General features: G+C 70.0%; 13 protein-coding genes. 5 read left to right on the top strand and 8 right to left on the bottom strand.

The annotated features are described in order from the left end of the window. Positions 1-739 precede the first annotated feature (739 nt). A complete protein-coding gene (locus WMR31_RS09355; RefSeq protein WP_340538529.1) occupies positions 740-1,042 on the top strand; it encodes a hypothetical protein in 303 nt (100 codons plus the stop codon). A 680-nt stretch (positions 1,043-1,722) separates the two neighbouring features. On the opposite strand, the gene WMR31_RS09350 is transcribed toward WMR31_RS09355, so the two are convergent. Beyond that, on the bottom strand, positions 1,723-2,097 hold the full coding sequence (locus tag WMR31_RS09350) for a hypothetical protein (protein ID WP_340538528.1): 375 nt from the start codon (positions 2,095-2,097) through the stop codon (positions 1,723-1,725). 290 nt (positions 2,098-2,387) lie between these two features. Here WMR31_RS09350 and WMR31_RS09345 point away from each other — a divergent pair, with 290 nt between their 5' ends. Continuing rightward, positions 2,388-2,675 carry a type II toxin-antitoxin system RelE family toxin gene (locus WMR31_RS09345; RefSeq protein WP_340538527.1) on the top strand — a complete coding sequence of 96 codons (288 nt, stop codon included), beginning with the start codon at positions 2,388-2,390 and terminating at the stop codon, positions 2,673-2,675. 129 nt (positions 2,676-2,804) lie between these two features. Here the strand turns inward: WMR31_RS09345 and WMR31_RS09340 are convergent, their stop codons facing one another. The 3 genes from WMR31_RS09340 to WMR31_RS09330 form a co-directional block, all read right to left on the bottom strand. Continuing rightward, positions 2,805-3,638, bottom strand: coding sequence for a vWA domain-containing protein (locus WMR31_RS09340; protein WP_340538526.1), 834 nt, complete (start codon positions 3,636-3,638; stop codon positions 2,805-2,807). A 134-nt stretch (positions 3,639-3,772) separates the two neighbouring features. Continuing rightward, entirely contained in the window at positions 3,773-4,663 is an 891-nt protein-coding gene (locus tag WMR31_RS09335; RefSeq protein WP_340538525.1) for an AAA family ATPase, read from the bottom strand. After that, entirely contained in the window at positions 4,660-5,775 is a 1,116-nt protein-coding gene (locus tag WMR31_RS09330; protein ID WP_340538524.1) for an NDMA-dependent alcohol dehydrogenase, read from the bottom strand. Before WMR31_RS09330 ends, WMR31_RS09335 begins: the two co-directional genes overlap by 4 nt. 167 nt (positions 5,776-5,942) lie before the next feature. Between WMR31_RS09330 and WMR31_RS09325 the strand changes: the two genes are divergently transcribed. Next, positions 5,943-7,562, top strand: a complete 1,620-nt coding sequence (locus WMR31_RS09325) for a sigma-54-dependent Fis family transcriptional regulator (protein ID WP_340538523.1) — start codon at positions 5,943-5,945, stop codon at positions 7,560-7,562. Here WMR31_RS09325 and WMR31_RS09320 read toward each other — a convergent pair. Beyond that, a complete protein-coding gene (locus WMR31_RS09320) occupies positions 7,549-8,508 on the bottom strand; it encodes a LysR family transcriptional regulator (protein ID WP_340538522.1) in 960 nt (319 codons plus the stop codon). The two genes, WMR31_RS09325 and WMR31_RS09320, sit on opposite strands and share 14 nt — an antisense overlap. A 43-nt stretch (positions 8,509-8,551) precedes the next feature. Next, complete coding sequence (locus WMR31_RS09315) at positions 8,552-9,478, bottom strand: alpha/beta hydrolase (RefSeq protein WP_340538521.1); 927 nt, start codon at positions 9,476-9,478, stop codon at positions 8,552-8,554. A 210-nt stretch (positions 9,479-9,688) separates the two neighbouring features. Between WMR31_RS09315 and WMR31_RS09310 the strand changes: the two genes are divergently transcribed. Beyond that, a complete protein-coding gene (locus tag WMR31_RS09310) occupies positions 9,689-10,834 on the top strand; it encodes an amidohydrolase family protein (protein ID WP_340538520.1) in 1,146 nt (381 codons plus the stop codon). Beyond that, positions 10,831-11,232 (top strand): hypothetical protein, encoded by a 402-nt coding sequence (locus WMR31_RS09305; protein WP_340538519.1) that lies wholly within the window; start codon positions 10,831-10,833, stop codon positions 11,230-11,232. The genes WMR31_RS09310 and WMR31_RS09305 overlap by 4 nt, the downstream gene beginning before the upstream one ends. 37 nt (positions 11,233-11,269) lie before the next feature. Here the strand turns inward: WMR31_RS09305 and WMR31_RS09300 are convergent, their stop codons facing one another. Both WMR31_RS09300 and WMR31_RS09295 read right to left on the bottom strand, forming a co-directional pair. Continuing rightward, positions 11,270-12,214 (bottom strand): aminoglycoside phosphotransferase family protein, encoded by a 945-nt coding sequence (locus tag WMR31_RS09300; RefSeq protein WP_340538518.1) that lies wholly within the window; start codon positions 12,212-12,214, stop codon positions 11,270-11,272. Beyond that, positions 12,207-12,638, bottom strand: coding sequence for a rhodanese-like domain-containing protein (locus tag WMR31_RS09295; protein WP_340538517.1), 432 nt, complete (start codon positions 12,636-12,638; stop codon positions 12,207-12,209). Before WMR31_RS09295 ends, WMR31_RS09300 begins: the two co-directional genes overlap by 8 nt. Positions 12,639-12,641 lie beyond the last annotated feature (3 nt).

Raw genomic sequence — 12,641 nt, 5'->3', positions numbered from 1 at the left:
GAGAGGCTCGTCGGCAACTTTGGGGACTCTTCACCCCGACGAAGTGGACCTCGATTGGCGTGCCCGACGACATCGACGAGTGGGGAGGTGCTCGTCGTGCGCGGACGGCCTTGGACGGTGGAGCGAGGGGAGAGGCTCGTCGGCAACTTTGGGGACTCTTCACCCCGACGAAGTGGACCTCGATTGGCGTGCCCGACGACATCGACGAGTGGGGAGGGTCGGCTCTGGTGCAGCACGAGTACTTCCACGCCGTCCAATACGAGTATGTCAACCCGCTAGGCGATACCGCGATTGACCTTGCGCTGTGGAAGGGGAACTGGCAGTCGGTCTTGTGGTGGGTGGAGGCGACTGCTATCTGGGGCGAGATGCACGCCGAATCGACCTTCCCCTTTGACCTCCAAAATAGCGGATATGCCCGGCATCTGGCTGAGCTTCTCCCGCGGACCCATCTGGAGCTGACCACTCGGTGCGCGGCAGTGGGGGGCCCGAGTACGGTTCGGCTCCCGACGGACTTACCCCGACAAAAACGGACCAATAGGACACTTCCTGATTGATGGTGATCTCGGATATTTGCAGACCGACGGCGTGTCCCGAAATCTGGGTCAGTGCGTTACTATCAATCGCTAGGACCATCAAGTCCGGATCTGCTGAGATCACCGACGTTTCCGAACTTCCGCCACGTGCTCAACGAAAGGCAAGGATGTACCAGCGACTTATTCGTCTCCCCGCGGGTACGGCCGTGCTGAGCATCGTCTGCGGGGGGTGCCTGCCCTTCGAACAGGAGGCACCGAGCGTCGTTATCTCCAACAAATGGGATGAGAGGTTGGAGTTCACGGCAGGAGATGTGGCCGTTCGATTACCTGCTGGCGAGATTGGCTGGCTTGCGATGCCCGACTGCCTAGCATCCACGCTCTTGGCCTACACGATCAATCCAGACAGCGATGAGCGGTTCGCTGGTGAGTTGATCGCGACATATGAGGGGGAGGTCTGCCCGAACGACAAGTGGACCGTCTACGGGCCAGGAGACAGCGAACTCGACTGACCGCGATGGGACGGCCGCGCTGTGCACGAAGTGTGTTCAGGCCGGGGTGGTCCTCGTTGCCCAGCGTTGACGTGCGGCCTGGCGGGTCATGTCGGTGGCGCGGCCGAAGGTGGGCCTGGTCGAGCCGGACCCGCGCGTCGGTCTGGGCTCGTGCTGCTGTTGTGACCGAGCCGAGGGCGTCGGCGCTCTGGACGTGCTCGGTGCGCCAGACCAGCTCGGCGGCCTCCTCGACGTCGACGCGGTGCGTGGTGGTGGGGACGTCCTCGTCGAGGGCGTAGAGCTTGAGCCCGGCCAGGTCCTCCAGGGCCGCGGAGACCACCCGCGCGCTACCGACAGCGCTAGTTGTCATAATGTCACTTATCGGCGAGCAATCAACGGGGGTTGTATGGATGGGAGACGTGAGCAGCAGCGGGCTGAGAGACCGCCGCTTGTGACGCTCAGTGAGACGAACATGTTGCGTGTCCACCAGGCGCTGGAGCATTCGTGGAGTGCGGACACGGCGTATGAACAAGCCTTCCGCCGTGGCGTGCCGTCGCTTGCCTAGCGGCGCACGGCGAGCCGGGCCCGCAGATGTCCTCTTGATCGGCGCCTGCATGAGGACCGATCTGTGCAGCAGCGTCCAGATGTGCCGCGATCAGGGCGGCTGGTAGGGCAAGCGCGCAGACGGCCATCAATAGGTTCTACGGTCGTCGCAGATACTCCAGCACATCGGTCTGACACACCTCAAGGGGCCGCGACGTGTCGAGCAGCAGATACGGAGTCTTCGGGCGCTTCATGCCTTCGACCCAGGTGGCGAACAGGGCCCTTCCGTCGCGCTCCCCCTCGCCATTCGCGCCATCCTGCGGTACGCCGACCGACGGACGCTGGCTAGGAAGCCGCCGCCGATCTCGCAACCGGGAGTCCAGCAGGTCGATGGGGGCCTGGCACTCGATGTACAGGTAGCGGACCCCGGTCCAAGGCGTGACGGTCGATCCCGAGATGATCGCGAAGATCACCGAACTCTGGATCCCGACGATCAACGGCGACCTTCGTGCCTGCACGTCGAAGCTCGACACCCCGCGCAACTCGTGGGTCCGTCCAGCTGCGATCGGATACGGCCCGGATGGCCCCTGGCCCTCGTACCGCGCGCTCCAGAACCGCGTCGTCGATCTACTCCTGGACATGACCAACGAGCTGACCCAGGCAGCCGACAGCCTGCAGGCTGCCGCGCGCATCATCGGGCTGTCCGACGAGGCCGTGAACGCACAGTTCGAGGCCGAAGCCACCGTCGTGCGCGCGCCGAGCTCGAGGAGCCCGGCGCCGCTCCGATTCCGTGGGAGCAGGTCAAGGTCGACCTCGGTCTCGCGTGAGCGCCGACGATCACGACGCCGACGGCGAGCGCTATCGCATCGAGCTGACACCGTCTGCTGCTCATCAGCTCCGCAAGCTGGACCCTCGTGCGCAGCGCCAGGTCCAAGCTGCGATCGAGCTCCTGGCCGACGCACCACGTCCACCAGGGGCCAAGAAGCTCGTAGGCGGCGCAGGCGAACTGCGAGTTCGCACCGGGGGCTACCGGATCATCTACGAGGTCCACGACGGCGTCTTGCTCATCCTCGTCTTGGCACTCGGTCACCGTCGCGAGATCTACCGCTGAGCCCGTGATCGACTCCCCCGTTGCCGCCAGCTCTCGCGCGCGGCGGTCGTTCTCGGGGTCCTTGATGTTCAGCGCAACGATTCCATCTTGCTAAGAAGAAAGGAATCGAGTCAGGAAGAAGTGCGCTCGTCACGGGGCCAGCAGCCGGTCGAGAAGCTCTGGCAGCTGGGCGAGCCGTTCGAGAGAGACGACGCGGGCACCGGCCTGCCGTGCGAAGGTGACCGCCTCCTCGTCGTCGGAGGCGGGCGCGATGATCAGGAGCTCGTCGAGTCCCCGGGCGACCGGGACCGGGTCGACGTCGTCGGTGACCCGGCAGTCCGAGAGCAGGATCGTGATCCGACGTCTCGCTCGCGCTCCGGCGAGCTGGTCGCGCGCGGCCCGCAGCGCGGCGTCCAGTGATGTCATCCCGTGTCCGCGAAGTCCCAGGACACGCTCGACCACCCGGTGGACGCCGCGTGGTGCGGCCAGCGGGACGACGACCTCGGCGCGGCGGTCGAAGGCCACGACCGCCAGCTCGCCACCGGACTCCACGGCACGCAGCGCACAGGCTGCGGCGGCCATCGCGGCGGTCGCGAGCCGTGGGCCGTCCATCGAGCCGGACCGGTCGATGAGCAGGCACAGCGCGGTCGCGGGCCGCTGCCAGGTGGTCGCACTGAGCTCGTCCAGGGCCGGGGAACGCCCTTCGGCATAGGCGCCGGCGACGGCGTCCAGGGAGGCGTCCAGCTCCAGGTCTCCCCCACGATCGGCGGACACCGTGCGCAGCTTTCCCGAGCCGATCCGGCCGTGCGGTCCGCTCCGGGCCCGATCGATGACCAGGCGCGGCACGACAGCCTGCACCTTGCGCCTCAGCTCCGGGTCGGTGGCCGTGCTCATCAGGGCCAGGAGGGGCAGCACGGCGTCGGGGTCCTCGGCCACCGCCTCCTGCACGGCGTCGAGGTCGAGCTGCCCGACCTCGGGCGACATCTCGGCGAACCTCGGCTGCCGCGCCATCTCCGAACGCGGGGCGGTCCGCTCGGGGCGGCCGCGCCGCGAGCTGCGCGGATCGGCCGCTCCCTGATCCGACGGCGTCGGGGCGCCCGCCCCCTGGGGAGGCGGGCTCAGGCTTCCCCCGAGGACTCGTCCTCTCCCCCGGGTCCGTCGGGACGAGGGCCGAAGGCCTGGGCGTAGAGCTCCTCGATGATCGCCTCCGGCGTCCGCGTCGAGGACTCATCGACCCGGATCCGCCCGGAGAGCGCGACCAGCGCGGCGTCCAGGCCGACCTGCCAGTCCTCGCCGTCCACGCCGCGGCTACGGGCCAGCTCGCGGGCCAGGCCGACCAGGTCCATCGCTCCGCGCACCGAGGAGCCGACCCGGAGCTCCGGATGCGCACGAGTCGCGCGCACCAGCTCCACCACCCGCTGGACCCATTCGACCGACTGGACCGGTGCGCGCTGGGAGATGATCTGGAGCTCGGCCTCGGCGGACTGGTAGCCCATCGCGATGCGGCAGGTCCGGTCGTAGACCGCACTGGAGACCCGCGCCGTCCCGACCGCGTCGTAGGGATTCATCGCGGCCACGACGCCGAACCCGTCGGCCGCCCGGACGACGCCGAGTCGCGGCACGGTGATCTCGCGCTCGGACATCACGGTCAGCAGCGCGTTGAGGGTCTCCTCCGGCACCCGGTTGAGCTCCTCGACGTAGAGGAGTCCCCCTTCGCGCATCGCGCTGACCAGTGGCCCGTCGACGAAGACGTCGGGGCGGTAGCCGCGATCGAGGACCAGCGCGGGATCGAAGTGCCCGACCAGTCGCGCCGGGGTGAGCTCGGCGTTGCCCTCGACGAGTGCGAACCGCGCCTCCCGACGCGCGGCCACCCGTCGCAGCAGCGTGCTCTTCCCGGTGCCGGGCGGGCCCTCCAGGACGACGTTGGCGCCACTCGCCAACGCCGCCTCGAGCAACTCGGTCTCCCGGGCCCGGTCGACGACCCCGAGGTCGCTGGGGCCTGCCGTCATGCGTGCTCGTGGATGACGACGCCGCGGACGTTCTTGCCGTTGAGGAGATCGTCGTAGCCCTCGTTGACCTGGTCGAGGGTGTAGGTCTTGGTGATGATCTCGTCGAGCTTGAGGTCGCCTGACTGGTAGAGGCCGAGGATGCGCGGGATGTCGACGGTGGGGTTGCAGTCGCCGAACAGGCTGCCCTTCACCGTCTTGCGGAACAGGGTCAGGATCGAGCCCGGAAGCTCGATGGTCTGCTCGGTGAGCTTGTTCAGACCGGTCAGCACGACCGTGCCGCCCTTGCCGATGGCATTGAAGCCCTGCTCGGTGATCTCCGCGGTGAGGAGTCCCGGAGTCAGGATCGCGGAGTCGGCCATCTGACCGCGGGTCAGGTTGGTGATCGTCTCCATCGCCTCCTCGGCAGTGGCGAATGCGTGGGTGGCGCCGAGCTCCATCGCCTTCTCGCGCTTGTTGGCCAGCGGGTCGATCGCGATCACGTTCTTCGCACCGGCCAGCGCGGCACCCTGGACGGCGTTGATGCCGATGCCGCCGACGCCCATCACCACGACGGTCTGGCCCGGCCGCACCTCCGCGGTGTTGACGGCGGCGCCCCACCCGGTCGGGACGCCGCACCCGACGAGCACCGCCTTCTCCAGCGGCAGGTCATCGTCGACCTTCACGCACGAGTTCTGGTGGATGACGCCGTACTGGCTGAACGTGCCGAGCATGCACATCGCGCCGTACTGGCCCCGGGGCCCGGTGATCGGGAACCGCTCCCCCGGCAGGTAGCCGTCGAGGATCGTGGCCCCCATGTCGCAGATCGACTGCTGGCCGTTGGCGCAGTAGCGACAGGAGCCGCAGTTGGGGATGAAGCTGCACACCACGTGGTCGCCGGGCTGCACCCGGGTGACGCCCGGACCGACCTCCTCGATGATCCCGGCGCCCTCGTGCCCCAGCACCATCGGCAGGCGCGCTTCGAGGTCGCCGTGGGCGATGTGCACATCGGAATGGCACAGCCCGGCATGGGTGTAGCGGATCAGCACCTCGCCCTCGCGGGGGCCGTCGAGCTCGAGCTCCTCGATCTCGATCGGCTTGCCGGTCTCGTACACCACTGCGGCGGTCGTCTTCATGGGGGCACTCTCCTGGGGTTTCCGGGGACGTCGAGATGGCGTGATGCCGGACACACTGGCAACCCGCGGATCGCGCGAGTGTTCAGTTTCTGGACATCCCGAGCCCTCGAGCGATTGCTACTGTGAGCGGCGTCACACCAGTCACGGTACGCCGATCGGAGCCCCCTGTGACCAGTGCCGAGGTCTTCCGAGAGCCGATCGCGGAGTCGTGGCGGCGATCGACGATGGCCGGCCTGGATCCCGAGGTGGTTCTCGAGCAGGTGGTCTACGCCGACGTCGACCGCAGGAGCTCGCTGCTCGCCGCGGCCGGCCCCGTGCTCGACGACCTGCGGGCGCGCCTGGAGGGCACCGGATTCTGCACGCTCCTGGTCGATCGCGACGGCCGGGTCGCGCACCGCTGGTGCGACGGTGCCGACGCGTTCCGCGCCTTCGACGACCTCGGGGTCGACGTCGGCGCGTCGCTGATCGAGGAGGCCGTCGGCACCAACGCGCCGGGCACCGTCCTGGAGACGCGGAGGAGCATCAGCGTGAACGGGAGCGAGCACTTCGCCGTGCCGCTGCGCCGATTCAGCTGCTACGGCCACCCGATCTTCCACCCGACCACCCGCCGTATGGAGGGCGTGCTCGACCTCACCGCGCTGGCCGACGTCGCCAGCCCGCTCCTGGCCCCGATCGTCGCCCGCGCGGTGGCCGACATCGAGCAGCGTCTCCTCGACGGCAGCCGGGTCTCGGACAAGCAGCTTCTCGCCGCCTTCCAGGCCGCGGGCGGACGACGACGCGCGGTGGTCGCGGTCGGCCACGATCTGCTGATGTCCAACCAGGCCGCGATCGACCTGCTCAGCTCCACCGACGTCGCGCTGCTGCGGATGATCGCCTCCGAGGTCGTCGAGGACGCCTTCGTCGACCTCACCCTCGAGTCCGGTACGCAGGTCCAGGTGCGCGCCACCCGCGTGAGCGGGGCCCGCGGTGGAGCGCTGCTGCACGTCGAGCCGCACGAGACCGTCCGGGCCCAGTCCGTGCCGGCCCCGGGCGGGGCCCGCCAGGCACGGCCGGAGGCGCCCGTTCTGGTCTTCGGGCCGCCCGGCTCCGGACGCACCACCCGGGCCCATCAGCTGGCCGAGGGTCAGGCGGTGACGGTGCTCAGCGCGGCCTCGGCCCTGCTCGAGGGCTCCGCGACGTGGGCCCGCGAGTTCGGTGCCCTCGTGCGGGCCGGCCGGGGCACCGTGTGCGTCGACGGCATCGACCTGCTCCCCGACCAGCTCGTCGACCTGGTCCGCGCGCACGCGGCCGACCGGCGGGCGCCGCGGATCATCGTGGTCTCGGGCCCTCTCGAGCGCCTGGACCAGCAGGCCGCCGCGCTAGCGGGGCTGTGCCTCGAGCGGGTGGAGCTCGCGCCTCTCGCCCATCGGCTCGCCGACCTTCCCGAGCTGGTGTCGACGATGATGCGCGACCTCGGCGCGTCGACCTCGCTCCATCTGACACCCGGAGCACTGTGCGCGCTGTCCTCGCAGCCCTGGCCCGGCAACCTGCGCGAGCTGCGCGCGGTCATCGAGCACGTCGTCGAACGACGCACGAGCGGCGGGGTCGTCGTCGAGGACCTGCCCGAGGCCTACCGATCCCAGGAGCGGTCTCGGGAGATGGCGCCCATCGCCCGGGCCGAGCGCGACGCCATCATCGCCGCGCTCCGCGACCACGAGGGGAACAAGGTTCGCGCGGCCGAGGCGCTCGGAATCTCTCGGACCACCCTCTACGCGAAGATGCGCGCCCTGCGCATCACGACGTACTGACCCTGGATTGCGTGGCGGACGGGCTGAGGCTTCGCGCACCCGGGACGAGATCGGCGAGCTGTCGTGCGGTCTCGTGTGCGATCTGCACGAAGCGCCCGACCAGCGCACCGGACGGCGCGATACGCGTGGCGAGCGCGATCTGGCAGTCGTGGTCGGCGAGCCGCACGTGGGTGACATGACCGACGTCGAGCCCCCGGGCCACGGAGTAGGGCACGGTGGTGATGGTCTCGTTGATCGCGACGTCGACGACCACCGCGTCGAAGTTGCCGAGTCGGCCGTGGGCGGCGTGAGGTGACCGCGGTGCGCTTTCAGTACGTTCCAGCAGCCAGAAGTCGGTCCAGGCCGGCGGCATCTGCAGGGCGGTGCCGTCGATGAACCGGGCGTTGCCGAGGTCGTCGGTGTTGAGCAGGTCGGCGTCGGCGAACTCGCTCGCGCGCGACATCAGCACGACCCGTGGCTCCACGGCGAGCGGGTGCACGAGCAGCTCGGGATGCTCCAGGGGCGGCCGGACGAAGGCGACGTCGACCTGGTCCTCCAGCAGACCGGAGAGCTGGCCGCCGAAGTCGAGAGGGACGAACTCGATGCGCACCTGGGGGTGCTCGGCGCGGAACCGCTTGAGGATCGGCACGGTCCACTCCGCCGCGTTGTTGACGAACAATCCGACCCTGAGCGTCTCGCGCACGCCGGTGGCGTGGTCGCGCAGCTCGGTCACCGCGGCGTCCGCCGCGGCGAGAAGCGGTTCGGCGCGGGCCAGGAAGATCACCCCGGCCTCGGTGAGCTCGACGCTGCGCCGGTCCCGGACGAAAAGGGTGACGCGAAGGTCGCGCTCGAGGGCCTTGATCTGCTGCGACAGCGCGGGAGTCGACAGATGGAGCCGTTCAGCCGCACGCCCGAAGTGGAGCGTCTCGGCGAGCACGACGAACGACCTCACCTGCCGCAGCTCCATGGACGTACGCTCCCACCCCTGCCGGAAGCCGACAAGGACCGGCTCATCTCTCGCGGGCGAACACCTCGCGGACCCGGGCGACACACAGGTCGAGGGCCTCGACCGCCGCCTCGAGACGCGGCACGTAGAGGGTGAACGGGTGGAAGGTGCCCACGAAGCGACGCATCGCCGTGGGGACGCCGGCCTCGACCAGTCGGGCCGCGTACCCCTCCCCCTCGTCTCGGAGGGGGTCGCACTCGGCGGTCAGCACCGTGGCCGTGGGCAGGCCGGCCAGCGACTCGGCGCGCATGGGTGCCAGCCCCGGGTCGGCCACCTCGGACCAGCGCGGCCCGGCGTACTGCTCGAAGTACCACACCATGTCGTCGCGGGTGAGCCCGAGGGCCTCGGCGTGCTCCTGGTACGAGGGCCACCGCTCGGGTCGGTTGTCGAGGACCGGAAGGATCAGCAGCTGGTGGACGAGGGGCGGTGAGGATCCGGCGAGTCGTTGGGCCGTGGCAGCGGCGAGGTTGCCGCCGGCGCTGTCGCCCGCGACGCAGACCAGGTCGGGGTCGACGTCGTGCGAGTCCGGGTTCGAGAGCACCGCTCGCACGACTGCTGTGACGTCGTCGAGTGCCGCGGGATAGGGATGCTCGGGCGGCTGGCGATAGTCCACCGAGATCACCACGCAGTCGGCCCCGAGGCTCAGCCGGCGACACCAGGAGTCGTGGGTGTCCAGATCTCCCAGTGCCCATCCGCCTCCGTGGGCGTAGACCACACAGGGTGCCGTGACACCCTCGAGCGCCGGCGGTCGGTAGGAGCGCACCGGGACCCCGGCGATCAGGCCCTCCCCCACGAGCAGCGGCTCGTCAGGCGGCGCGAAGGCGGGGATCTGTGCGCGGAGCCCGCGGCGGTTGGTGTCCAGGTCGACCGACGCACGCGGTGGACGGGGCGGCATCGCGCCGAGCAGCTCCTCGGCCTCCTGCGACAGCATGATCCTCCAGATCGACGGTCCGGCCTCCCACGGTATCGGGACGACAGCGCCGAGCGGGCGCGCTGCTGTGTCGCTGCGTCACACACCTGATTCGGGCACCGAAACACCGAGGCGTTCCCAGGAGCGCACGGCGTCCGTAGCGTCGGGTGGACGACGGCGGACCCATCACGCGGGATCGACTCGGGCCGTCGCGACCCACCTGGAGGATCGATGCCCACCGCCGAGTTCAATGCCGAGAACGCCGCCGGAGGAGCCGCGTCGACGCCGTCCCCGCTACCGGACGACGTCTTCGTCATCGACGCGGTCACCCACGCCTACAACCTCTCCGAGGCCAACGCCCGCAACAAGTACGGGCTCCAGCTCGGCGAGCTCATCGCCGGCATCCACGCGACCTGGAACCCTCCCGAGCTCACCATGGAGCCCGAGGTCTTCCGAGGCGACACCTCGATCGAGACGGTCATGCGGACGATGTTCGAGGAGTCGCAGACCGACGTGGCCGTGCACCACGTGCTCCGGTTGGACTCCTGGTTCCACGACGGACTGTGCGCCCGCGACAAGACCGAGGAGGCGCTGCGGCGCTGGCCCCATCGGGTGATCGGCTACGTCGGCGTCGACCCGCTGGCCGGCCCCGACGTCTACCTGCCGGATCTGCGCGAGCAGGTCGAGGCGATGCCGTCTGCTGTCGGCCTCAAGCTCTATCCGCACGGGGTCGACCCGTACCGCCGTTGGCGCGCCGACGACCCGGAGATCCTCGAGCTGTTCGCTGCGGCGCAGGAGCTCGGCCTGAAGTCGGTCGCGATCCACAAGGCGGTACCCAACGGCGCGGTGCCGATGGATCCCTACAAGGTCGACGACATCGACATCGCCGCGGACGCCTTCCCCGACATGACGTTCGAGATCGTGCACTCCGGGATGGCGTTCCTCGACGAGACCGCGTGGGCGATCGGTCGCTACCCCAACGTGTACGCAAACCTGGAGATCACAACCTCCCTGCTCCAGCACGCACCGGGCTGGTTCGAGGAGATCCTGGCCCAGCTGATCTTCTGGGGCGGGCCGCAGAAGGTGCTGTGGGCGACCGGGTGCATCCTCACCCACCCGCAGGCGCTGCTGGAGCGCTTCTGGGCGCTGGAGTTCAGCGAGGCCACGCTGCACAAGTTCGGCATCCCCCAGCTGACCGAGGACGACAAGCGGGCCATCCTCGGCCTGAACTACGCAGGCCTGGTCGGCTTCGACATCGAGACCGCGCGCGCCCAACACCGGCACGACGAGTTCGCCCTGGCGCGGAGCGTCGACGGGTTGAAGCCGCCTTTCTCGACCTGGCGGGAGACGGTCGCGCAGGAAGCGGCCGCACGATGAGCGGCCGGGCCGCCAGCGGTCCCACAGCCGGTGCGGTGGGGCCCGTGGTCGACGAGCTGCTCTCCACCGTGATGGACAGCTGCTCGGTCGCGGCGGGCAGTCCGATCAGCATCGTCGACATGGGACTGGTGCAGGACAGCCACTTGGACGACGACGGCACTCTCGTGGTCGTGCTGCGCGGGACCTTCCCGGGCTGCACCATGCTCCCCCACTTCGCCGAGGCGGCCCAGCGCGAGCTCTCCGCGGCGTTCGACCGCGTGGAGATCCGGTTGAGCACCGACACCAGCTGGTCGCCGGGCGACCTGGCACCCGAGGCGAGGGCGGCGCTGGAGCGCCGGCGGGCGGCCGTCCCGGTCGACATCATCCCGTGGGCACACCGCCGCAAGGTCGCGTCCTAGAGAGTCCTGGAGAACCGCGTGCGAGCGGCACCCGGGTTCAGCGTGTGGCGCCGAAGTCGGCGAGGATCCGCTCGACGACGTCGCGGGCCCGGTCGCGTGCGGTGACCTCGCCGTCGTCGATCGCGCCGGCCAGCTGACTCAGCGACTTCCACAGCGCCCAGCCGCGGCCACGTGACCAGGTGGCGTCGTCCACCCCGAGGCGTTCGCGCAGGACCCGGCGACCCGACCGGCCCAACAGGGTCCACGCCACCGCGAGGTCGCACGACGGATCGCCGACTCCGCAGGTGCCGAAGTCGATCACCGCAGTCAGGCGCCCGTCGGCGACCAACAGGTTGCCTGCTGCGAGGTCGCCGTGGAACCAGACGTCGACGCCGTCCCACTCCGCGTCGAGCGAGGCGGTCCACGCTGCCGCGGCCGTGTCGACGTCGATGACTCCAGCGAGGTCGTGAAGCGCAGCCTGGGCGGTCGTGTCGTACGTGCGGAGGGTGCCGCCGCGGTACCAGTTGTGGATGCCGGGGCGGGGCCCGTCAGCGACGTCGACGCCCTGCAACGCCGCGAGGAAGGCGGCGAGATCCTCGGCGAGCCCGATCGGGTCGGTGAGGGAGTGAGGCGTCACCGTCTCGCCGGGGAGCCAGCGATAGATCGACCAGGGGAAGGGATAGCCGTGGGCGGGCGATCCCAGCCCGACCGGGCTGGGGATCCGCACCGGCACTCGGCCGGCCAGCACCGGGAGCCACCGGTGCTCCTTCTCCACGGCCAGGGCGTACTCGGCCGCACTGGGCAGCCGGACCAGGAGGTCGTCACCGAGGTGGAAGGTGAGGTTGTCCCATCCCCCGTTCCGCACGGGGCGCACCGAGCGGTCGGCCCATTGCGGGAACTGGTCGGCGACCAGGCGAGCCACCGCGGCGGCGTCGAGGCTGAGGCGGTCGGGCACGGGGCCGAGGTCCTGCACCTCGGACGACCCGCGTGCCGCGTCAGACATGCGTGCCCACGCCGGCGGACTCGGGACCTGCCGCCTCGCCGAGGTCGCGCAGCAGGTCGCCGGCGCGGAGCGCCTGGTAGCCGCCCACGAGGTCGGTGGCATCCACGCCGAGCGAGCGTAGCGACACCGCGGCCAGGGTCGAGCTGTAGCCCTCGTTGCACACCACGACGGTGAGCCGGTCCTCCAGAGGCTCCGCGATGCGGTGGGGGCTGGTCGGATCCAGCCGCCACTCCAGGACGTTCCGGTCGACGACGATCGCGCCGGGGAGGTCGCCGTCCCGGTCGCGTTGCTCGGCCGGCCGGGTGTCGATCAGCAGGGCACCGGCGCGCACTGCGCCTGGAAGCTCCTCGGCGACGAGGCGGCGATAGGTCCGGCGGGCCTCCTGGAGCAGTCGGTCGATGCTCGAACGCGGCTGGGGGTCCATGGG

It is taken from the genome of Nocardioides epinepheli (assembly GCF_037936805.1).
In the GTDB taxonomy this organism is placed as follows: Bacteria; Actinomycetota; Actinomycetes; order Propionibacteriales; family Nocardioidaceae; genus Nocardioides.
The sequence above is the reverse complement of the archived record's forward strand: the minus strand, read 5'-3'. Positions and strand labels throughout refer to the sequence as shown.